This is a genomic window from Pseudoalteromonas sp. GW168-MNA-CIBAN-0100 (genome assembly GCF_040309225.1).
GTDB lineage: Bacteria > Pseudomonadota > Gammaproteobacteria > Enterobacterales > Alteromonadaceae > Pseudoalteromonas > Pseudoalteromonas arctica.
Genome location: NZ_JBEOOL010000006.1, coordinates 140109 through 163801 on the forward strand (window position 1 = coordinate 140109; position 23693 = coordinate 163801).

19 protein-coding genes and 1 pseudogene are annotated in these 23693 nt (G+C 38.7%); 14 read left to right on the forward strand and 6 right to left on the reverse strand.

Annotation, left to right across the window (positions count from 1 at the left end; translation table 11 throughout):
• Positions 1 to 128 precede the first annotated feature (128 nt).
• The gene (locus AAEY62_RS05405; RefSeq protein WP_350634706.1) at positions 129 to 1145 is read right to left on the reverse strand and encodes a metalloprotease; all 1017 of its coding nucleotides are present in this window, start codon (positions 1143 to 1145) and stop codon (positions 129 to 131) included.
• Positions 1146 to 1311: 166 nt separating this feature from the next.
• Here AAEY62_RS05405 and AAEY62_RS05410 point away from each other — a divergent pair, with 166 nt between their 5' ends.
• Entirely contained in the window at positions 1312 to 2523 is a 1212-nt protein-coding gene (locus tag AAEY62_RS05410) for an EAL domain-containing response regulator (RefSeq protein WP_350634707.1), read from the forward strand.
• A gap of 32 nt (positions 2524 to 2555) precedes the next feature.
• Here AAEY62_RS05410 and AAEY62_RS05415 read toward each other — a convergent pair whose 3' ends face one another.
• Positions 2556 to 3632, reverse strand: coding sequence for a hemolysin family protein (locus AAEY62_RS05415; RefSeq protein ID WP_101217615.1), 1077 nt, complete (start codon positions 3630 to 3632; stop codon positions 2556 to 2558).
• 84 nt (positions 3633 to 3716) lie between these two features.
• Between AAEY62_RS05415 and AAEY62_RS05420 the strand changes: the two genes are divergently transcribed.
• Together AAEY62_RS05420 and AAEY62_RS05425 are read left to right on the forward strand one after the other, a co-directional pair.
• A complete protein-coding gene (locus AAEY62_RS05420) occupies positions 3717 to 6212 on the forward strand; it encodes an alpha/beta hydrolase family protein (protein WP_350634708.1) in 2496 nt (831 codons plus the stop codon).
• Positions 6213 to 6428: 216 nt separating this feature from the next.
• A complete protein-coding gene (locus tag AAEY62_RS05425) occupies positions 6429 to 7133 on the forward strand; it encodes a response regulator transcription factor (RefSeq protein WP_002957913.1) in 705 nt (234 codons plus the stop codon).
• On the opposite strand, the pseudogene AAEY62_RS05430 reads toward AAEY62_RS05425, so the two are convergent.
• Positions 7130 to 7708 (reverse strand): annotated as a pseudogene (locus AAEY62_RS05430) (magnesium chelatase subunit ChlI family protein); the annotation flags it as partial. The gene AAEY62_RS05425 and the pseudogene AAEY62_RS05430 overlap by 4 nt on opposite strands.
• A gap of 226 nt (positions 7709 to 7934) precedes the next feature.
• Between AAEY62_RS05430 and AAEY62_RS05435 the strand changes: the two are divergent.
• Positions 7935 to 8120, forward strand: coding sequence for a hypothetical protein (locus AAEY62_RS05435; RefSeq protein ID WP_350544928.1), 186 nt, complete (start codon positions 7935 to 7937; stop codon positions 8118 to 8120).
• A 94-nt stretch (positions 8121 to 8214) separates the two neighbouring features.
• Here the strand turns inward: AAEY62_RS05435 and AAEY62_RS05440 are convergent, their stop codons facing one another.
• Complete coding sequence (locus AAEY62_RS05440) at positions 8215 to 8568, reverse strand: DUF3147 family protein (protein WP_350544925.1); 354 nt, start codon at positions 8566 to 8568, stop codon at positions 8215 to 8217.
• A gap of 96 nt (positions 8569 to 8664) precedes the next feature.
• On the opposite strand from AAEY62_RS05440, the gene AAEY62_RS05445 reads away from it, so the two are divergent.
• The 10 genes from AAEY62_RS05445 (at position 8665) to AAEY62_RS05490 (ending at position 19303) form a co-directional block, all read left to right on the forward strand.
• Positions 8665 to 9048: a BlaI/MecI/CopY family transcriptional regulator gene (locus AAEY62_RS05445; protein ID WP_350544922.1), complete on the forward strand. Its 384-nt coding sequence runs from the start codon at positions 8665 to 8667 to the stop codon at positions 9046 to 9048.
• A gap of 2 nt (positions 9049 to 9050) precedes the next feature.
• Positions 9051 to 10025, forward strand: a complete 975-nt coding sequence (locus AAEY62_RS05450; protein WP_350544919.1) for a M56 family metallopeptidase — start codon at positions 9051 to 9053, stop codon at positions 10023 to 10025.
• A gap of 12 nt (positions 10026 to 10037) precedes the next feature.
• Positions 10038 to 11318, forward strand: coding sequence for a TolC family protein (locus AAEY62_RS05455; RefSeq protein WP_350544916.1), 1281 nt, complete (start codon positions 10038 to 10040; stop codon positions 11316 to 11318).
• Between the two features lie 8 nt (positions 11319 to 11326).
• Positions 11327 to 12565, forward strand: a complete 1239-nt coding sequence (locus AAEY62_RS05460; RefSeq protein ID WP_350544913.1) for an efflux RND transporter periplasmic adaptor subunit — start codon at positions 11327 to 11329, stop codon at positions 12563 to 12565.
• 9 nt (positions 12566 to 12574) lie between these two features.
• A complete protein-coding gene (locus tag AAEY62_RS05465; RefSeq protein ID WP_350544910.1) occupies positions 12575 to 15718 on the forward strand; it encodes an efflux RND transporter permease subunit in 3144 nt (1047 codons plus the stop codon).
• On the forward strand, positions 15708 to 16403 hold the full coding sequence (locus AAEY62_RS05470; protein WP_350545004.1) for a HupE/UreJ family protein: 696 nt from the start codon (positions 15708 to 15710) through the stop codon (positions 16401 to 16403). Before AAEY62_RS05465 ends, AAEY62_RS05470 begins: the two co-directional genes overlap by 11 nt.
• A 13-nt stretch (positions 16404 to 16416) precedes the next feature.
• Positions 16417 to 16947, forward strand: coding sequence for a hypothetical protein (locus tag AAEY62_RS05475; RefSeq protein ID WP_350544907.1), 531 nt, complete (start codon positions 16417 to 16419; stop codon positions 16945 to 16947).
• A 25-nt stretch (positions 16948 to 16972) separates the two neighbouring features.
• Positions 16973 to 17299 (forward strand): DUF6488 family protein, encoded by a 327-nt coding sequence (locus tag AAEY62_RS05480; RefSeq protein WP_350544905.1) that lies wholly within the window; start codon positions 16973 to 16975, stop codon positions 17297 to 17299.
• Between the two features lie 349 nt (positions 17300 to 17648).
• Positions 17649 to 17909 carry a hypothetical protein gene (locus AAEY62_RS05485; protein WP_350544902.1) on the forward strand — a complete coding sequence of 87 codons (261 nt, stop codon included), beginning with the start codon at positions 17649 to 17651 and terminating at the stop codon, positions 17907 to 17909.
• A 1178-nt stretch (positions 17910 to 19087) separates the two neighbouring features.
• Positions 19088 to 19303 (forward strand): GDCCVxC domain-containing (seleno)protein, encoded by a 216-nt coding sequence (locus AAEY62_RS05490; RefSeq protein WP_076915486.1) that lies wholly within the window; start codon positions 19088 to 19090, stop codon positions 19301 to 19303.
• Positions 19304 to 19468: 165 nt separating this feature from the next.
• Here AAEY62_RS05490 and AAEY62_RS05495 read toward each other — a convergent pair whose 3' ends face one another.
• A complete protein-coding gene (locus AAEY62_RS05495; RefSeq protein WP_024592061.1) occupies positions 19469 to 20389 on the reverse strand; it encodes a cation diffusion facilitator family transporter in 921 nt (306 codons plus the stop codon).
• A gap of 90 nt (positions 20390 to 20479) precedes the next feature.
• The gene (locus AAEY62_RS05500) at positions 20480 to 23674 is read right to left on the reverse strand and encodes an efflux RND transporter permease subunit (protein WP_024592060.1); all 3195 of its coding nucleotides are present in this window, start codon (positions 23672 to 23674) and stop codon (positions 20480 to 20482) included.
• Positions 23675 to 23693 lie beyond the last annotated feature (19 nt).

Sequence of the window (23693 nt, forward strand, 5' to 3'; positions counted from 1 at the left end):
GTTGATCCGCTAAGATTGTTCTAATTTATATTACACTAGAATTCAGTTAACAATAAATAAACATAAAAGTCAAAAAATAAAATATTAATGCAAAAAATGAACTTATTTAGTTAGAAAAAATAAAAATACTAGCTCGATAAAATAGTCATCGGCAGACTCAATATTGGATTTTCTGAATCGGCAAAGTGCATCATTACAGCTACATGCCCAGCTACTACAACTGCATACATAACCGCTGAAAAGCCTTGGCCATATTTATCTAGTGGCATTAAATGTGAATAGTGACGGCCTCGCCACTCAAATACAATTTCCAGCGCACCTACAAACAAAAAGAATACCAATAACATTAAGCCAAAGGTGTAGCTCAGCCATAAGCCAAATAGTACGCCTAATAAGCATACGCTTAAACCAATCCATGAACGCATTGAAAAGCTAATACTTTTTAATACATGCCCGCCATCAAGCGGTAAAATTGGTAACAAGTTAAATAAATTTAATAACGCACTAAGCACCGCAACACCTGCAAATATCTCCATCTCGGTGGCGTAGTATAAAACGACACCCAGTACCGAGGTAATTAAACCAAATGCAGGTCCCATTAGCGATATAACTACATCTTGCCAACGAGTCGTTATTTTATCGTCACTGACAGCAAGCCCTCCAACAAACGGGATTAAGTAAATACCTTTGGTTTTTATGCCAAAGTATTTCATTGCTCGCACATGGCCGTATTCGTGTACAACTAAGCAACCAATTAGCATTAGTGCAAATTCAATACTGAATAACCACGCATAGCCTGCCACAGAGGCACCTGCAAGCACTACTTTAATTACCTTAGCGCTTTTAAAAAGCTTAAAACCTAATGCAGCCAGACCTAAAAAGCCTTTTTTAGGTGAGCCATTTGTAGGTGCTTGTAGCGCAAGTTGTGTTGCAAATTGATCATCAACAAAGAGCGAAATGCTTTGCTCTTCGACTGCCGTTGTATCAATACCTATTATTTTATTGTCGTGAGTAAACTGATAGTAGTTTTCACGAGTGTTTTCAAAGGTAATGGCTTGTTGTGCATGAAACACCTGCACAATTTTTTGCCCAGACACCATAAGCGAAAATGGCTGCTCGGCTAAAGTAAGATCTATTCTTATCATAATTAAGACCATTTAAAATAATGGCGCTAGTATACCTAATCAACTTAAAAACACGAGTAAAGGTGTTCTATAACTATTTTCAAAATAAAAGCATTTGATACTGACAAAATAAAAAAACACTACTACTTTTATAGTAACCATAAGCTATACATTGAAAGGGATAACAGTGAACAAAATAGTGCCTAACATTTTAGTTGTTGACGACTCAAAAGCGATTTTGATTGTTATGGAAGCCATATTAAATGAATTAAATATGTCTGATAATGTAGTCACCTGCTTGAGTGCTGCTGAAGCCCTCGAAAAAGTTGCTTCTGATATAAACTACTTTGATGCTATTTTTACTGATCTTAATATGCCCGAAATGGATGGTATGGAATTAATCCGCCACTTAGGAGGGCTACATTATCAAGGCGGTATTATAATTGTTTCTGAAATGGACCATAAAGTTATTAGCTTAGCTGCCAATCTCGCGAAACAACATAACGCTCACCTCATTGGTAATATTTCAAAGCCAGTGCAACTGTCTCAGGTTAGTAGGTTACTTATTAAAGTGGCGCAATTAAACAGTCACACTTTATTAAAAGAGTCGGCCATTTCAAAAGATGAGCTTATTGATGCATTAAAAAACGATGAAATAACGCCTTTTTACCAACCAAAAATAAACGCTGATAACAATAAAATTGAAAGCGTTGAAGTCTTAGCACGTATTTTATCAAGTAAAGACGGCAATATTATTTTACCTAACCGTTTTATAGGTATTGCCGAACAACATAACTTAATTAATCAAATTACATTTTCTCTTTTTGAAAAGGCCACCAGCGAATTCAAAAATATGAAAGCGCAACTAGGTCATGATTTTAAGATGGCATTTAACTTATCGCCAACTCAGCTCGACGACCTAAACTGCCCTAATAAATTACTGCTCATTTTAGAACTAAATCAACTCACGCCTAGTAATATAATTATAGAAATAACAGAACAACATGCACTCTCAAGCCTCATGCAATTAGAAACACTAAACAGATTAAGAATGCATGGCTTTGGTATATCGCTAGATGACTTTGGTGTTGGTTTTACTAATATGAATCAACTTCGGAACCTTCCTTTTACTGAAATTAAGATAGACCGCTCACTCATTAGCCATATAGAAACAGATTTATTTTCTCAAGTGGTTGTAAGTTCGTTATTTAACATTACGAGTAAAGATAATTTAGATTTAGTGGCAGAAGGTGTTGAACGACCAGAAGAGCTCGTTTATTTAAGGCATTATAAAAGAAAACTAGCCATACAAGGTTTTTTATTTAGCCGCCCTAAACCACAAGACGAATTTATATCTTGGGCTAAAGATTGGCTGAAAACTGATGGCAGTCCAGCTTAAAGAGGTATTAATATTTAATCGGGGCTGGTTAACTAATTATCACCCCGAGTGTGTTTATCTTCTTCACTGACTATATGCGCACTACTTGCTAAACGTTTGTGCCAACGCTGCCTTGCTACTGCGCGCATATTAGTAGATTGGTCACGCTCATCTACAATCTCTAGCCCCATTAAAGCTTCAATCATGTCCTCTAGCGTTACAATACCTTGCACGTCACCGTACTCATCTACAACTAGGCATATATGCGTGCGCTTTGTTAAAAGAGTTTGCAGTAACGACGATACATTTTGAGAACTCGGCACCGTATAAATAGGCTTAATCAATTTGCTAATTTTGTAATCGGTACCTAAACGGTGAAATGCCAGCATAATATCGTTTTTATGCACAAACCCAACAATATCGTCGCTGTCTTTATCAAATACCAATATACGAGAAAATGACGACGAGCCGTGATCGTTTAAATACTGATTCACTGTTAAGTCTTTGTGGATTTTAAAAATTACAGTTCGAGGCGTCATTAAGTCGCATAATTTTGCATGCCTAAAATGCAATAAATTACGAATTATTTCGGACTCATCCTGATGTAATGCACCCGACTCCGTACCTATATCAGCCATTGCCTCTATCTCTTGACGAATATAGTAAGCCTCATCGTGCTTTGGACCCATTAAATTTGTTAGCTTTTGTGCAAACCATACAAAAGGCTTTAGCGATATAACTAAAAACCGCAAAGCGTAAGTAACACTTGGCGTTAGAGCTCGCCAGTAATTAGCCCCCAAGGTTTTAGGGATAATTTCAGAAAGTATTAATACGAGGAATGTCATAATGGCTGATGCAATACCTACAGCCGCATCGGAAAACACGACAGCTGCCTGTGCGCCTACCCCAGCAGCACCCGCAGTATGGGCAACCGTATTTAAAGTTAAAATAGCAGCTAAAGGCTGATCTATATTGTTTTTAAGCTTTTCGAGCTGTTTAGCCAGCTCAGGGTGCTCTTTCCTAAGTGATGCAACATAGCTGGGCGAAATACTTAATAACACAGCCTCCATCACAGAACATAAAAACGAAATAACAATCGCCACTACCATATAAACTATCAGTAAAGTCACTTTCTCTCCTCTATATTGGATATGTGAGCATGGTATCAATACATGCTATATTTGGCCAAACTTCCAATAATAATAGGCATAATAATGAAATTTAGCGCACCATGGTGTCATCAAAATAAGCTATTTAAGCATGCAGCGACTCTTTTAACGCTTAGCAGCTTAAGCTTTGCTGCAATAGCTGCACCATTGGATAAATCAAAAATTCAGTTTATCGGCCCACTTGCCGAAGACATGCAGTTAAAGCCTTTTCAAACACCTCATGGCAATGCCATTATTAATAACCTATTGCCGCAACTACAAGCAGACTCAGATAGTTTTTCTGTATTTGGGAAAAAACAAAACTGGCAGCCGTTTAATAAAATCAATGCGCTCACTTTAGGTGGGTTACAGGCACTAAAATTTAATATTGAAACAACCCGCTTTACACAAGGTACGCTTACCTTAAAAGGGATTGAGCAAGGTCAGTTATTTATTAATGGCGAACTACAAACAGGCGATAAAAATAGCTATAAGTTAGCTTTAAATAACAGTACTCACTCTATTTTAATAGTAGCCCAACAAGTAGCTAATTGGCACGACGTAATGCTTGATTTTGCACCTAAAAGCGACGTTGATAAAATTACGCTTAGCGCCTCAAAAACAAAACGCTTATCTGCAAAACAATTGTTTGATGCCCCTATAATCAGCCAATTATCACTCGCACCTAATGCTAAGCAGTACGTTACTACTACTCGCACTTATAGCGATAAAACACAAAACCAAGCAAATACAGTTACAGTACTTAAAGATTCAGATAATCAAATGCTTTATCGCTTCGAAGCAGGCCAACCAAGTAACATTATTTGGAGTCCAGATAACCAATATTTAGTGTATTTGTTAAATGGTGAGCTTAAACAACTTAGCCGTAAAAACTTCTCAATAAAAACATTAGCAAACGATTTAGAAGGAGCCAATGGCTTTACCTTTTATAACGACACCAGCCTTTTGTTTAGCTGGACCAAATCACCTGAGAGCACTAACAGCTTAACTAAGCACTATAAAGGTCTACAAGATCGCTGGTCGTATGCACGTACCACCAGCCAAATTTATATGTTTGATACTAAAAGTGGTTTAACAAAAGCACTTAGCCAAGGTCCTCTTTCTTACAGCCTTGAAGATTCAAATAGTAACCGTGGCAAAATATTAATGAGCCGCCCAGTAATGGCAATACAAGCATCAACCCACCCTGAAACAGAGTTAGTCGAACTCGATTTAAAATCAAATAAGCTTTCATCGCTTGGTAAATTTAAAACGTTTAATTTAGCTAAATATGCAAATAAAGACATTTATGTAGTTGCAGGCCCCGATTTTAAAAATGGCGCAGGCAGAGCTCTACCAAAAGCAATGCTTGCCAATAACTACGACGGGCAACTTTATCTACTTACTGAAGGCGGTAAAAACGTAAAAGCACTTAGTAAACAGTTCGACCCCGCTATTGGCCAACTGCAAGTTTTAGAAAACGGCGATGCGCTCATTAAAGTAACAGAGCAAGACACTCAACCACTTTACCTATTTGATTTAAGTAAACAGCGCTTTAAAAAGTTAAGTACGGGATTGGATATTGTTGAACAATTTAGTTACTCATACGACCGTAATACCGAAATTTTACTAGGTGGTACCAACGCTTTAGCTCCACAACAACTAAAGCGCCTTAACGTAAGTAAAAATAAAACAGATTTAATATGGGATTCAAAACCAAGTAGCTATGCAAATACACGACTCCCTACATTAGAAGAGTTTAATTTTAAAAATAAACATGGTGTCGAAATAACTGGTCGTGTGTACATTCCTAGCAACTTAGATAAAACTAAAAAGCACCCTGCGCTCGTGTATTACTACGGCGGTACTTCACCAGTTACGCGTGGTTTTACAGGTCGTTACCCGTTTAACTTATGGGCAGAAAATGGCTACGTTGTTTATGTAGTACAACCTACTGGCGCAACAGGGTTTGGACAAAAGTTTTCAGCGCAACATGTTAATGCCTGGGGCGACTTCACCGCAGACGATATCATCGAAGGCACGCAAGCCTTTTTAAAAAAATACAACTATGTTGATAGTGAAAAGGTAGGGAATTTAGGGGCATCATACGGTGGCTTCATGACCATGTTATTGGCAACTAAAACCGATATATTTAGTGCTTCAATAGCTCATGCGGGTATTTCTAATATTACCTCGTATTGGGGTGAAGGTTGGTGGGGCTACTTATATTCTGGCGAAGCATCAAAAAATAGCTTCCCATGGAATAACCCTGAGCTTTACAGCCAACATAGCCCTGTATTTCATGCCGACAAAGTAACAACACCTATGCTACTTCTTCATGGTGATAGTGATACCAATGTACCTGTTGGCGAAAGCTTAACAATGTACACTGCGCTTAAACTGCTTAATAAGGACGTAGAGTTGATAGAATACAAAGGCGCCGACCACCAAATTTTTGCACGCGATAAACGATTTGATTGGTGGAACACCATGCTCGCATACTTTGATAAAAAGCTAAAAGATGAACCTCAATGGTGGGACTCAATGTATAAAAATGACTGAGCCTGAACCTTTAAAATAACGACTTAATACAGATTTATTAATAGTAGTATTAATTATTTAGCACCTTTTAATTAGTTTAAAGGTGCTAACCTCATCCTCTAATAACGTCTTATACACCTTTGAAATATTAAGTTACTTAAAACTAATAAACCCCCTTCTCAGCATTTACCTAATGGTGCTACCATACAGAGCTATAAGCATTCAAAATAAAGTACTATGGCTATTAATGTTTTATTGGTTGAAGACGATGAACTACTCGTTAAACGCATCCAAAATCACTTTGCAGATACCGAGTTTACAATAGAGGTAGACCCAACTGGCGCTGATGCACTTAACATTGTAAGGCAGCGGGTAAACCTGCGCGGTGCTATATCATTAGCCATAATTGACATTGTTTTGCCAAAGCGTGATGGGCTTCAGCTGGCAAAAGAATTAAACACACTTACCGATATTGGCGTTATTGTATTATCGAGTCGTGACTCCCAAGCCGATCGTATTGCAGGCCTTGCACAAGGTGCTGACGACTATATTTGTAAGCCTGTCGATTTACTTGAGTTAGAACTTCGCATGCGCGCGCTCTATAAGCGTGTTGCCGTTAACCTAGAAGACGACGAAAGCGAAGAATTTATAGAATATGCTGACTTTAAGCTTCACCCCGATAACCGCACACTAATTACTGCTGCAGGCGTTGAATCACGCTTAACTGAAGCCGAACATAAAGTGCTTATTTGCTTAATTAGTAATGCGGGTAAAGCCACATCCCGTGAAAAAATATCAGAAGAAATAGGCCAGCCCGATTGGAGTCCAAACGATCGTACTGTTGATGTGCTGATTGGTCGTTTACGTAAAAAATTAAATGACGAAAAAGATCAAAAACGCATTGTTACCGTACGCGGTAAAGGGTATATGCTTTCTATTTAATACTTAGTTAATTGCGCAATAAGGCGCTCAAATGCGCGGTAATTAAGTGCCTCTTTAAGCTCATTTAAACTAATGTTTTCAGCGCCTTTTAAATCACTAATAGTACGCGCCACTTTAATCACTCTATGATAAGAGCGTGGCGATAAAGACAACTTCTCGCTTGCTCTGGCTAAAAACTGCAACTCTGCTGGCGCTAGTACACAGTGCACACTCATTTCTTTATTATTAAGCCTCGCATTAACCTTACCTTGACGTTTTAGTTGTAGGTAATAAGCCGTTTCAACTCTTGCTCTAACCTCAGCACTACTTTCCTCCGGCTGAGTACTTTGTAGTTCAACACTCGTTAAACGAGGTAGTTCTATTTGCAAATCAATACGGTCAATAAAAGGCCCCGACACACGCGATAAATAACGCATAACTTGATCGGGAGTTGCCCGCTTATCTGTATGACTCCCTGTTGGGCTTGGATTTAATGCTGTAATAAGCTGAAACTGCGCCGGAAACTCCATTTGCCTAGCTGCACGTGAAATAGTAACCGTACCGGTTTCCATTGGCTCACGCAGTGAATCAATTATAGTTATAAGAAGCTTGAAAATGTAATATCTTTATGTAGACCATTATAAATGCGAACAAAAACAAACACCTAACCATTATTAACATCATAAATACTACATACTATTATTACATACACTTTTATTTATTAGATCGATTGCCATTTCTATTATAAAAGCATATAAATTTTGACTATATACTTTTCTCATTCTGCTCCCTATTAGCTATTATCTAAGTGTGTGTAGCTGAATGTCAGAATGTTATAACCCTTCATCCACACAACAGCGACGACTAAAGCACCTTAACGCAAACTCCATTGTTGCTATTAAAGAAAATCCGTATCTATTAATCGCCTTTGGTATGCCATTTGATGATACAGATAAGCTTGTAGAAGCTATCGCCAACCACAGATTAAATGGCCCACAACATGTTTGAACAATGCGATAAGCTTTAATAACAGACGGGGTAGGAAAAATAACCGTTCTAAGCAAAATATTTAGGGCTTACTACAAATTTCAGGAACAACCTTTTAGGGTATTAAATTTATTCCAAATTTACTAACGACGAATGCAAACACACCAAAGAGAAAACAAGTTATTAAGGCGCTAAGACCAAGAGATGGCCAAAAACCAAATCGGTGCAGCAATGATGGAAATATTAAAAACATCGGTAAGGTAGGCACGACATACCAAAAGGTGTACCAAGCATGGCTCGCAATTTTCTCCGTTGGTTGTTTTTCAACGTACAACCAAATCATTGCTAAAATAGTCACTAATGGAAGTGCCACAATTAAAGCGCCAAGTTTATCGCTGCGCTTTGCGACCTCTGAAGCCGCCACTATAATTGCTGCAGTTACTAAGTATTTAAAAATTATCCAACCCATATTTTACTCACCTGTGTAAATAAAAGAATAAAAACCGATTGCCAGTCGGTTTTTTTTCTGCCACTATATTCCTACGTTGTTAAGAGATATTTAACTATGCAGTTAGGTGAATTAGAAAAATTAGTACTTCAATACTTGTGGTCTTATAAAGAAGCTGATGCAAAGCATGTGCACAGTCGTTTAGGTGAAGCACGTGGTTGCTCCCTTAATACTATTCAAAGCACCCTTGAAAGACTTTATAAAAAAGGACTTCTTAGCAGAACTAAGCAGAGTCATGCTTATAATTACCGCACTAAAGTTGATCGTAACTCGCTTATGGCTACTTTAATAAATGATATTACGGCTGACTTTGTTGAAGAAGGTGAAAACAGTTTAATTGCTGCATTTTCTTCTACTTCTACTAATTTTAATGATACACAGTTAGATGAGCTAGAAAGACTCATAGAACGACAGCGAAAACTACGAAGCGGAAAAGTGTAAACATGATTGTTGGAAATTGGGCCGTTTTTTTAAATTTAGCAAGCGCAGCGGTAACCGCTTTTATCTGTGTAGTCGTATTGATTTCTTTTTTTCACACATCACTTTGTAAAAAACTTGCCATTTTCCAATTTACCGATCGTAAATTCATGCTTTGGTTAACTATTAGCTGCCCTTGGTGGATCTCATTATTGTCTACGCTTGTGTTTTTTCAGGTACAACAAAATCCAATGTCTAATTGGTGGCAAGGAGTAGCTCACTGGCATCACCTTGAGGTTTTCTCTGTATATAGTTGGCATTCGGTATTGCTTATATCGGTTGTTTGTTTGATGACAAGTGCTAGCTTACATGCATTCTTTAGTCTTAATAGGCATCGTACAGCAATGAGCAGCCTATTGGCTTTATCAAACGCTCAACCTCACAGAGATTATCCAAACCAGTCTGTGTACGTTATTGAACACCTTGTACCAGAGGCATTTACTGTAGGTTTTTTCAATCCAAAAGTTTATATAACCAGTGGTTTACAAGTACTCGATGAAAAAACAGTACAAATAGTCGTACAGCATGAACTAGCACATTTAAAAGCCCGAGATCCGCTTTTTAAAACTCTGTTTAGTTTATTTTGTTGGTGTTTCCCTGCGCCAACGCGCGCGGCGTTACAGCAATCTTATACGGCTTTAACAGAGCAAATTGCTGATGTCGGTGCCACGCAGCATTTTGATGGTTTAGATGTGGCTCAAGCGCTTATTAATGTTGCTCGATTTCAACGACAACAACATAGCATTAATGACAATATATATATGAGTCATTTTAGTAATGAGCAAATAACTCAGCGTATACAAACATTGTTAACACCAATTCCCACTACGCCTAAACTACTTTTAATTGTCACGTTGTTTAGTTTTGTGGTTATCACTTTATTCACACTGTCGACTGTCGATAGTGTTCACCACCTTATAGAAACTTTTTTCATCCACTAAGTAAGGATTAAAATGAAATTATTCAGTCGTCATTTTGCCTACAAAAAACCGATTGGCAATCGGTTTTTTGTAGGCCTATTTATGGCTTTCTCAGCGTTGCCGTGTTTTGCAAGTTCTGAGGCTTATCAAACATTAAACCTAAAACAAGCCATCTCATTCACGCTTGCTAACAATCCACAATTACAAGGTTTTTTTTATCGCGACAAAGCGCAGCAAGGTAGGATAAAGCAAGCAAATATAGGCCAAAGAGCACAAATAGGTTTAATGATTGAAGATGCTTTTGGTACAGGTGAGCACAGTGGTTTGCAAAACATGCAATCAACTTTAACGTTCTCTTGGCTGATGCAACAAGAGCAAATTGATAGTCGCGTAAAAGCAAGTCAGTCTGAACTTGAGCAATTACGTATAGAGAAACAAATTCTAGTACTTGATTTAGCTGCGATGACCGCGAAGCAGTTTATTCAATTACTGGTGAAAGAAGAGGCACTAAAGCTCAATAAAATGGCAGTAAGGCAAGCGAGTGAGGTTGTTAATGCAATTGATAAACGGGTCCGTATAGGTAAGTCTTTGTTAATTAATAAATATTTAGCCGAAGCTGAATTAATTAAACAAAGATTACTCGTCGAAGATCTTGAGCATGAAATAGTCAGCGGAAAATATCAACTTTCTGCTTTGTGGGCAGAGCCTCGCACTGACTTTACACTTGCAGGTAACTTATTACAGTTACCTAAAATTGTAGATTTTCAATCACAGTTCGAGCGTTTTAAAAATGCGCCCCGCTTAATGCAGTTAGTAAGTCAAAAGCGTATTGCACAGTCATATATTGAATTAGCTCAAATTGAAGCAAAACCGCAATGGCAATTTACAACAGGGTTACGCCGTTATGAATCAACGGATGACTATGGACTCGTGGCTGGTATTTCTATTCCATGGGGTTCATCTGACAGTAATGCTGGAACGGTCGCTAAGTTACGTGCCGAACAAGATGTATTAACAGCGCAAGCGAATAGTTTAACTCAACAAACTAATAGCCAGCTTTATGTCCTACTTCAAGAAGTTAAGCATTCTGCTCATGTGATTGCTACCTCAAAAAATAAAATCATTCCCACGCTAGAAACCGCGCTTACGCAAGCAAAACAAGCATTTAACGTTGGTAAATTGAACTACAACCAGTGGAGCAGCGTGCGTCAGGCGCAATTAAGCGCGCAATCAGAACTACTTAGCGCTTATGAAAGCTTACATTTACAGCATATTGAAATTCAGCGTCTTACTGGCGCATCAATAGAACAATGAGATTATTTATGAAAACGACAAATTTTATTCCATCTATAACCGTTGCCGTATTGCTCGGCCTTAGCGCTGGGGTGCACTTACCCGCCAGTGCAGTATCAAAGCCTGCTATTGAACAAGCAGAGCCTGAAAAAGGACCGCATAATGGTCGCATGCTTCGTGAAGGGAACTTCGCACTGGAGTTAGCTATATTCGAAACGGGCGTTCCCCCCGAGTTTAGAGTGTGGTTAACTGATAATAAAAACCCAATTAACCCCGACGATGTTGAATTAACGGTTACGTTAACCCGATTAGGTGATGTGATTGATAATATTAACTTTACTAGCCAAAGTGACTTTTTACGTGGGGATATGGAAATTTACGAACCGCACTCTTTTATTGTCACAGTAAATGCGAGCTACCAAGGCAAAACATATCGTTGGCAATACGACAATCTAGAGGGGCGAACAAAAATCGAACCCGCAGTAGCAGATGCAATGGCAATTAAAACCGCAATTGCAAAGCCGCAAGTGCTCCATCAAACGATCCCGGCTTATGGGCAGGTTTGGTTGCCGCCGAGTGCGTATCGCACTGTTTTTGCTCGTTTTGAAGGTGTTATTACACACTTAAATGTGAAGCTAGGCGATAAAGTAAATAAAGGCCAAACTTTAATGACGATTGAAAGTAATGAAAGTTTAAACCCCTATGAGATTAAATCGCCTATTGCTGGTTTTGTCGCAAAACAAATGGCTAATTCAGGTGAGCAAACGAATAACCGTGAACTGCTTGTTATCACAGACGCGAGTCAATCTGTCGTTAAATTAGCAGTCTACCCGAGCGATTACAGCAAAGTATCTCAAGGCACTCCAGTGAGCATTAAACCAGAAGGTAGTCTTGTAAATATTACTGGTAAGATATCATTTATAGAGCCAAAAGTTAGAAACGATCAGGCAAGAATGGTGTGGGTGACGTTGGCACAACAGACTGAGCCTTTGCTGGAAGGGAGTTTTGTTAAAGCCGATATTGAAACGGCTTCTTTTGAAGTTCCTTTAGCGATAAAGAAAATAGGCTTACAGAGCTTTCGTGATTTTACGGTCGTGTATGCAAAAGTAGGCGATGAATATGAAGTCAGGATGCTTGAGCTGGGTCGCTCAGATGCGAAATGGATAGAAGTACTGGGTGGACTGCCCGTAGGTACTGAGTATGTTACTGAGAATAGCTATGTCATTAAAGCCGATATTGAAAAATCTGGCGCGTCACATGATCACTAGGAGAGCGTAATGTTAGAATCGATTTTACGCTTTGCTATAAAGCGCAATATTTTTGTCCTTGTGATGGTATTTGCCATTGCAGGATTAGGCTTATGGAATTTTACTAAACTGCCTATTGATGCAGTACCTGATATAACCAATGTTCAGGTTATGATCAACACCGAAGCGCCAGGCTATACGCCGTTAGAGGTTGAACAACGAGTTACTTTTCCACTTGAAAACGCACTTGCGGGGCTACCAGGACTTGTAAACACACGCTCAGTGTCTCGTTATGGTTTATCGCAGGTTATTGCTATTTTTGCTGATAATACCGATGTTTACTTTGCTCGTCAGTTGGTTAATGAGCGGCTGTCTAGTGCACGTTCGGAGTTACCGATAAACCTTTTACCTGAGCTTGGCCCCATTGCTACTGGATTAGGTGAGATTTTTATGTTTACGGTTGATGCTGTGCCTGGCGCTAAAAATCCCGACGGTAGTGATGTAACCCCCATTGATTTACGAACAGTACATGACTGGACAATTCGCCCTCAATTAATGCGGGTGCCTGGTGTTGTTGAAGTAAACCCTATTGGTGGTTACGAGCGTGAAATTCTCGTTGCGTTTAAACCTGAAAAACTACTGGCTTATAATCTTACCTCAGCAGATGTTGTTGATGCTATTGGTCAAAACAACCAAAACCAAGGCACCGGATTTATTGAAAAAAGCGGTGCGCAATGGTTAATTCGTGTCCCAGGTCAGGTTGCTGGTTTAACTGAAATCACTAATTTACCCATCAAAACTATAGACGGCAGTGCAGTGTTTATTAAAGATGTTGCTACTATAAGTGATGGTAAAGGGTTGCGTACTGGTGCTGCTACACAAAATGGCCGCGAAGTGGTGATGAGCACTGTGTTCATGTTAATAGGTGAGAACAGTCGCACAGTTGCACAAGGCGTTGGTGAAAAGTTAAAAGAAATCAATGGCAGTTTACCCGAAGGCATTGTCGCAAAAGCGGTGTATGACCGCACCAAACTTGTAGATAAAACACTTTCAACCGTTCAGACTAATCTGCTCGAAGGAGCCATTTTAGTGATTGTTGTATTATTTGTATTACTGGGTAATTTTAGAGCCGCATTTTTAACGGCCTTAGTTATCCCGTTTGCAATGTTAATGACAATAACTGGTATGGTACACACGCGTGTCAGTGCAAATTTGATGAGTTTAGGAGCTTTAGATTTTGGTCTGCTGGTTGATGGTACGATAATTATAGTCGAAAATTGCTTACGGCGTTTAGGGATGAAAGGCGATGCACCTCTTTCGTTAAAAGCGCGTTTGGAGGTCGTTTTTACAGCAACGCGCGAGGTCATACGACCCGCTTTATTTGGTGTATTTATTATCACCGTAGTTTATTTACCTATCTTTGCGCTGGAAGGTGTCGAAGGTAAAATGTTTCATCCGATGGCAATAACCGTTGTGATCGCTCTGCTTTGCTCAATGGCGCTTTCAATCACATTTGTGCCCGCAATGGTGGCTTTATTATTTAAGAAACCGGTTAAAGAAAAACCTAATCATATTATGCTTGGGTTAAGCTATATTTATAAACCAGTACTCGTATTAGCATTAAAAGGCCGCTGGACTGTGGTGCTAATAGCTTGTTTACTCGTAACATTTTTTGGCTATCAAGCAACACGCTTAGGCAGCGAGTTTGCACCAAATCTTGATGAAGGTGACATTGCCATGCATGCGCTTCGTATTCCTGGTACATCATTAAGTCAAGCGATTGAGCTACAAAAAGTGTTGGAAGAAAAAATTACGCAGATGCCTGAAGTAGAACGCGTATTTGCAAAAATTGGCACAGCAGATGTAGCAACAGATGCAGTTCCACCTAGCGTAGCTGATAACTTTATTATTTTAAAACCAAGAGAACAATGGCCAAACCCTGACAAGTCAAAAATACAAATTGTTGAAGAGTTAGCAGCCTTAGTTAAGCCAATTCCAGGTAACCGCTATGAGTTTTTACAACCAATTCAAATGCGCTTTAATGAATTATTAGCAGGTGTACGCGCTGAGCTGGCAATTAAAGTATTTGGTGATGACTTTGAAACGCTTGCTGCGTTAGGTAAAGAGATTGAATCTGCTATTGGAAATGTTGACGGTGTAGCTGATTTAATGGTTGAGCAAACAACGGGATTGCCAATGCTTGAAATTGTGCCCAATGTTGAAAAACTAAGCCAGTTTGGTATCAGCAAAGCACACATTCAGTCACAGTTAGCCACCGCATTAGGGGGGACTATTGCAGGTAAGTATTATCAAGGGGATATCCGCTCTAATATTGTTGTACGTTTAGAAGAGCAGCAGCGTAATAATGTGCAAGAGCTAGGTTACTTACCTATTAATTTACCTAATGGTCGCGCTGTGCCGCTCCAAGAGTTAGCAACAATCAAACTCACTAATGGCGCAAGTCAAATTAATCGCGAAAATGCTAAACGTCGTATTGTAGTGACTACCAATGTACGAGGACGTGACTTAGGGAGCTTTGTTGGAGATATTCAAACAATTATTGAAGATAAAGTCACTATTCCTGCTGGTTATTGGATTGAATACGGAGGAACGTATCAAAAGTTACAATCGGCCTCTGAGCGTTTAAGTGTGGTTGTGCCCGTTACATTGTTAATGATTATAGGCTTGCTTATTTTAGCTTTAAGCTCACTTAAAGATGCTGCGATTATTTTTACCGGTGTGCCTTTAGCGCTTACCGGCGGAATTGCAGCACTACTGTTACGTGATATTCCATTTTCAATATCTGCAGCGGTCGGTTTTATTGCTTTATCCGGAATTGCCATATTAAACGGCTTGGTAATGGTATCGTTTATTCGTGAATTACGCAGCTCAGGAATGGACCTTAATCAAGCGATAACAGAGGGGGCATTAACACGTCTTCGCCCAGTGATAACTACAGCATTGGTTGCCTCATTAGGATTTATTCCTATGGCACTTAATACAGGGATTGGCTCAGAAGTACAGCGACCTTTAGCAACCGTGGTAATTGGTGGCATTATTTCATCGACCTTACTAACATTATTTGTGATCCCCGCGCTGTATCGACTTTTACACAATGAAAAGGAGTATACTTTGACTGAAAGTGAAACGTTGGAGCAACATGATGCCAACTAAAATAATAAACGTTAGCATAATGATTACGGTGCTTGTTTTGGCTTTTCTGAGCTTTGAGACATTGGCACATGGAGTTGATGACAGCACTCGCGCTTTTTTAGAACAAAACCAAGGCGTACAGTTTGTACCATTTATTTATATTGGTGCAAAACACATGATCACCGGTTACGACCATATATTGTTTTTAATCGGTGTGATCTTCTTTTTGTATCGCAGTAAAGAGGTTTTGCTGTATGTAACTATGTTCACCATCGGCCACAGCACAACGTTACTATTAGGTGTGCTTGGCGATATTCAGATTAATGCCTATTTAATTGACGCTATTATCGGTTTTTCAGTTATTTATAAAGGCTTTGATAACTTAGGTGGGTTTAAGCGTTGTTTTAATTGGCAGCCAAATACAAAAATGGCGGTGCTTGTTTTTGGTTTGTTTCATGGCTTTGGTCTAGCAACTAAGCTGCAAGAGTTTCAATTACCCGAAGATGGATTACTGACAAACCTAATCGCCTTTAATATTGGTGTAGAGCTTGGCCAATTTTTAGCGCTCGCAGTTATTTTAATTGCCATTAATGCATGGCGTAAACTGCCGTCATTTCAACGTTTTTCAACATTCACCAACGGTGTATTAATGAGTGCCGGTTTAATGCTAGTCGGCTTTCAGTTAACCGGTTATATGATTAATTAATTTAGAGAAATATATGCAACATACAGTTAGTTCAAAAACACTTATAAAAGCCAGTATCACCGCTTTATTAGTCGCGACAATCGTCCTTGTGCTATTTATTCTTCCGGCCGAATATAACATTGATCCAACCGGACTCGGTAAACAACTAGGCGTTACTAAAATAGCCCAAGCATCAGCGCAAAAATCAGTTAAAGCACCAGACTCACTGCAAGTGGGCAGTGATGAGTTTCAAACAATTGAAGTTACTATCCCTGCAAATCGCGGGATTGAATATAAATTTGAGATGCAACAATATGAAAAAATGACCTACGAATGGATGACCGATGGCGCTTCTTTACATTTTGATTTACACGGAGAGCCAGCAGGAGACACAACCGGTTATTTCGAAAGCTATACAATTGCCAGTTTAAGCGAAATGAAGGGCAGCTTTACCGCCCCATTTGCGGGCTCGCATGGCTGGTACTGGAAAAACAACTCAAATAACCCCGTGGCTATACAGCTTTTAGTAAAAGGCCAATATAAAGTAATTGGTTTAAAAAAATAAACTTAAAATTTAACAGGAGAAAATAATGAATAAATTAATCTCAATAGTATTAGTATGTATTACGTTAATGAGTACAGGTGTTTTAGCACATAGCGATCATGGTCACGTTAGTGATCAGCAAGCGATTAGCATCGCAGCTAAATCAATAAAAAAACTGACTTTTAAAGACTATGGTTTTGAAGTTGGAAAGCTAAATGATTCTTGGAAAAATATTTCTTCAGAAGTGTTCTCAGTCGTAAGTGAGGGCGATAATTATTATGTTATTAAAGCGTTAAATGACGATGAACAGGTTTATTTCAAAATAACTAAAAATGGTCAGCTACTAGATGTAAAATCGAAGAACGACTTCTAATCTTATTAAAATTGGCACTGTGAATTTACAGTGCCAACTTTCAATCTGTATTTTCGATACTAATTAAATTAGAAGGTAAGGTTTAGTGGGTAATACCGACAATGGGTGTCGCGTTTGCTTTTTTAATAAAAACATTTTTGTATTAGCCGGTCTTTAAACTACTTTACAAGTTAAAGTAAGGCCTTTGTCGGGAAAAAGGAAAAAGCTATAGAGTTTTCAAGTCAGACTTTTAACCGATTCTACTTCGTTTCATATTTTAGCAAACAATTGCAAGCCGCTTAAAACGGCGATTAGTTTATTTTTTCTATTTGTTGCTTTCGCAAAAGGAAAACTTGGGATTGCCGTCGGTGTGTCTGTTGATGGATTCTTTAGCCCTAAAATTAAAATAACCAAGTTTAAAATTTATAAAGTTCATTTTGGATCCCTTGCAGAAAAAGCAGGGATTAAAGTTGGTCAATTAGTTATTGAACTTGATGGTTGCAAAATCCTAGGCTGCCCAGCAGATAAAGCGAAAAAACTAATGGATAAAGAAACAGATGCAATATTACCATTCTTAGTTAAAAACTTAGATGGCAGTAAAGCTTTGCTAAGAACCCATGTACGTGAGTAAAAACCTAACGAGAAATTAAACAAGAACAAAAACAGTTGGCGTTTAATTGAACGTTGAAGATATAGAATTTCTATTTTTTAAGAAAAACTGTCTATTATGAGCTCTAAATGCATTGCTTAATGTTTTAAAAGCGCGCTCAGAGTTGATTCAAGAACCCGATTTTTAATTGATTTTGGCTGTTGGAGTTATTCTATAGTCTTGTTATTAAGGTCCAAAGATTATAATTGGCACAATGCTACTATGAGAGTAAATTGAGCCATTAATAAGCTCAAATGTCGGAGGACATTAAAGTATGAAACTCGACAATAAATACTAAAACCATGACAATAAAGTTCGAAACTTTTCGATGCTATTTGTCGCAGTCTGCCTTTTGTTCTAACAAGCTTTTGCCCCAAGACGTGTTAAAGTAATTACTCTATAGGTCGGCTTTGAGCGATAAGCGGTCAGTCGTATTTTTTACATTGTATGACTGCTTCAAGCTCATAGCTGCCGTTGAACTTTCATTACTTGATGTGAAATTTGAGCCTAAAACTGCAATTTTCACTTAAAAAATTACATCCATTTACAACTGAAGTTTTACCTAACACTTTTGCATGGAGCTAGATCTCAAATTCCCAAAGCGGACATTTCCATTATTCAAGTTTCAAACGAATTTAGAGTATTAAGTCTAAGGCGCTTTCGCCCCCCAAGAGAGTTAGCGCCCCCTTCAAGCTCAGGCTGTGTGAAAACTATTTTGGACTTGCGTAATTTGGAAATAGCAACGGAAAAGGCTCTGTAGATTTAAATCTGTAGTAAGTTTGGTGTCAAACTAGAGGTTTGTTGCCCATCCCCTCGAAATTAACCTTAAGCCTGTTTTTTAAACAGTAATTTGAGGGGTAAACAATTATTAAAAGGTTTACTTAATGATGTTGGCAATAAATATGTATCAAAAGTGCTCTCATAATTAAATTATCAAAATGCTATAAGAGTTTTGACTAAACTAGCTAATTTCATATTAAACCCAAGGTCACTAGGTTTTTCAGTACCTTACCGCAAGTAAGGTTAATATCGAGGGGATGGTCACAAAACCCCTATCTTCTCTGGCAATATGGTTGGAGTACCTATTTATTCTACTTTGGCATAAGTTTAATGATTGTAATGTCAGTATTAGATATTGTAAAACCTATAAAGGTGCGAGTATGCAAAGTATAAAATTAAACTCAACAATAACTTGTCCTGAGTGTGGTCATAGTAAAACAGAAAAAATGCCAACCAATGCCTGTCAGTGGTTCTATAAATGTGAATCATGCAAAGTATTATTAAAGCCTTTAAAAGGTGATTGCTGCGTTTTCTGTTCTTTTGGAACTGTTAAATGCCCACCAATTCAAGAAGGACAAGATTGCTGTAATAGCTAATCATCATAGTCATCCGTCAGATTTGGGTTTACGTAAAATAAATCTGTCAGCATTCCGCTGTAGTAACACTAAAGGCTTCCGCACTAGTAAGAGAAATGGGGTCTCTCAAAAAAACGAGCCTGCAACAGGTTTGGTTAAAATGTCTTTTCATCTTTGAAAGTATTTCTAATTGTTTTTTGAATCTCTACATATTTCGTTTACAAACTCAAATTCCAACGTTGTATGTTCAAGATGAAACGGGCTTAGTCGTGTTGATATTTCATGCTTTATTGCAATATATTCCTGTTGATCAAAATAATGGTTCACTACTAAATGAGCAGTAAGTACATGCCTTTCACCATCAAGGGACCACAAATGAAAATGATGAATATCTTCAATAAATTTCAATGTTGATAATTCAATTTTTATTTTTTCTTGAATGGCTTGCTCTGGTGTTGCCTGCAAAAACAGACGTATTGCAGTACGGAGGTTTTTTAAGACATTAAAAAGAATAAATAAGGTAAATCCGATTGAAAGTATGGGATCAAGTATTGGCAGTTCGACAAACATTAAGACGATAGCAACAATTAGCACAGCTACCCAACCTAAAACGTCTTCCAGTAAATGCCAATTAAGTACACGTTCGTTTAATGTTTTCCCGTCACTTAATTTGAAGGCAGCATAACCATTAACAATCACCCCTAATATCGCTAACCATAACATGCCTTGAGCATCAGGCATCTCTGGCGATAACAATCGAGGGAATGAAATGGTTAACACATAAATTGACCCCGCTATTAAGACAACGCCGTTAATAAGCGCACCAAGTAAAGAAAAACGGTGGTAGCCGTAACTAAACGTTTCATCATGGTTTTTCTTGCTGAGTTTATTTAATACCCATGAGAGACCGATGGATAAACTATCTCCTAAATCGTGAACCGCATCCGCCATGATTGCGGTACTGTTGGTTAACCAGCCGCCAATAAATTCGATAATAGTAAAACAAACATTTAGTATAAATGCCCAGCCAATACGACTTGAAGACATATCTTTAGGAATATGACTGTGTCCATCGCTAGTTGGATGTTGATGTAATTTGTCGGACATTACTTTCTCCTATAAATTGATATCCCGCAGCGAATACCTACGGGATATCGAGTTAAAGCAAACCGTCATATTTGCTTTAGCCAAACAGCACTACCTTCTCATTTCTTCAATCCGACCTTTAGAAAACCAACCATAAAGTACGGGGAGGACAAATAAAGTAAGGAACGTTGCTGTAACCAAACCACCAACAATTACAGTGGCTAATGGTCGTTGTATCTCAGAGCCTACACCATTTGACATGATAATAGGTATCAAACCAAGAGCGGAGGTAATCGCTGTCATCAATACAGGGCGAAGCCTTGATATAGCGCCTTCGTAAACGGCTTCGGCAATACTTTCCATACCTGTTTCAATGCGTAGATTAATCGCTTCAACCATAACCACACCATTGAGAACAGCGACACCAAATAAGGTAATAAAACCAATTGAACTTGGGACAGATAAGTATTGACCAGAAATATACAAGGCGACAACTCCACCAATCATAGCTAAGGGTAAATTGACGAGTATGAGCATAGCTTGACCAACACTAGTAAAAGCAAAATATAGTAGCAACGCAATAATACCAATAGAAAGTGGAACAACGATAGCAAGTCTTTGCTGTGCTCTTTGTTGATTTTCAAATTGGCCACCGATATCAACAGAATAACCGGGAGGTAAATCAACCTTACTTGCAATTGCTGCTCTAATATCTTTAACGACACTCCCCATGTCTCGTCCTTGTACGTTGGCTTGAATAACGACGCGTCGCTGGACATCATCTCGGCGTACCTGAGGGGGACCCGATTCAATGGCAATATCTGCAACATCACCTAACCGTACCCATGCACCTGTTGGAGCTTGTAGCCGTAAGTCAGCAATAGTTTGTTGCTGATCTCTAAACTCTTTGTCTATCCGTAGATAAATATCATAACGTTCATTACCATTAATGACTTGTCCTACTTCCTGACCACCGATACCATTTCGCACAAGTCTCATTACATCACCAACCGATAAGCCGTATCGAGATAATTGACGACGGTTTGGTCTAACGACTAACTGAGATTCACCTGCGATTGGCTCCATAGCGACATCCCTTGCACCATCAACACCTTGAATAGCATTAACTATAGCCTGACCTTGCTGAGCAAGGACATCGAGATCAGCACCAAATAGTTTTATGGCTAACTGCGCTTTAACACCAGAAAGTAATTCATCTACTCTTGTTGCGATAGGTTGAGAAAAATTCAGTAGTAAACCGGGGAATTTCTCAAGTTTTACTTCCATTAAACCTTGTAGTTCATGGCGTGTTTTAGCGCTGGTCCACTCTACAACTGGTTTGAGACCAATATAGATTTCAATGTTACTCACTGGCTCAGGATCACCACCAATTTCTGCTCGGCCAATACGACTGGTAGCATAAGTTACTTCAGGAAATTCAAGTAATATTTTTTCCAATTTAGGGGATACTAAAAGGGCAGTCGCTAAGCTGGTTGATGGGGCCATGGTTACACGTAAATTAATAGTGCCTTCTTCAAGCTCTGGCACAAATTCAGTGCCTAAATTTGGCACTAAAAATAACGTACCAACAAGCAAGGCTCCAGCCCCGATAAGAACTACTTTTTTAGCGTTCATCGCTTTTGTTAAACTACTACGGTAAAGCTTTTCTAGCACACTAACGAAAGGGCTGGTTCGAGCTTTAAAACCTCGTTGAAACAGGTAACTGGCTAACGCAGGTACAACAATGAGTGATACGGCTAAAGACGCAACCATTGCAATCATAATACTAATAGCCATCGGCTGAAATAGTTTGCCTTCAACCCCTTCTAAGCTAAATAAAGGGGCAAAAACCACCATAATAATTGTTACTGCAAAAAATACTGGCTTAGCTACTTCTCTAGCGGCAATTTGTATGCGTAAACTAACATCGACATCTTTTTCGACATCAAAAGGATTCTCACTGTCATGCATTCCTTCATGACTATGTTCGTGACGACGATCGGGCTGACTGAGATGTTTGAAAATATTTTCCATCATCACCACTGCACCATCGACCATCATTCCAATCGCAACCGCTAAACCACCCAGAGACATTAAATTCGCAGACAAGCCATTGTAAGCCATGATCATTAATGCCATACCAACAGAAAGTGGAATAGAAATAAGAACCAGTAAAACTGCGCGTACATTGAGTAAGAAAAGTACCAATACAATAACAATAAAGATAAAAGCCATTGTCAATGCTTGAGCGACTGTGCTAACTGCTTTTTCAATTAAATCTGCTTGGTCATAAATAGGTTCAAACGTTACACCTTTTGGCAGGGCTTGTTGAATGAGCGGGATTCTGTCTTTTATGCCATCAATGGCAACTTTAGTATTTGCGCCCATACGTTTTAAAACAATACCGGAAACAACTTCACCTAGGAATTTACTACCATTAGCACCGACACGTTTAGTCATTGTGACAGCGCCTTGTCTAATTTCGCTTCCAAACTCAACAGTTGCCACATCAGAAAGGTAGACAACAGTACCTTCAATTGTTTTAACAGGGATTTGTTTTAGTTCTTCAATACCTTTTTCATCACTACTTAGCCAACCGACACCGCGTATAATTAGTTGCTCTTGGCCTCTATCCATATACCAACCACCCGCATTATCATTATTGTCTTCTAATGCGTTAGCGATATCTTCTTGGGTCAATTGGTAAGCAAGTAAACGAGAAGGGTTGATATTTACTTGGTATTGTTTAACATTTCCGCCGAATGCTAAGACATCTGTAACACCATCTACAGGCATTAACAATAATTTAACCACCCAATCGTTTAGACTTCGAAGTGACGTACTGTCATAACCAGAATCTTCATCAGCGAGTAGTAAGTATTGATATACCTGCCCCAAACCAGAGGTGTTTGGACCAATTTCAGGTGTTCCAACACCTTCTGGTATTAATTCTTTTGCTGATTGCAATCGCTCAAAAACCAATTGACGAGCAAAATAAATATCGGTGCCTTCTTTGAAGACAACCGTAATACCAGACAGCCCTGTTTTAGAAATAGATCGTACTTCTTCAACATCAGGTAATGCATACATTACCGCTTCAATGGGGAAAGTAATTAGTTGCTCTACTTCTTCCGAAGCTAAACCAGGTGCTTCAGTATTTATGGCAACTTGCACGTTGGTAACATCTGGAAATGCATCCAAATTCAAACGTGGAATAGTAAAAATGGCCGTAGCCGTTAACGCAACCAAGGCAAGTATCACCAATAATCGGTTAGCGACAGACCAGTCAATCAAACGATTTAACATGTGTTAGTTCTCCAATTAT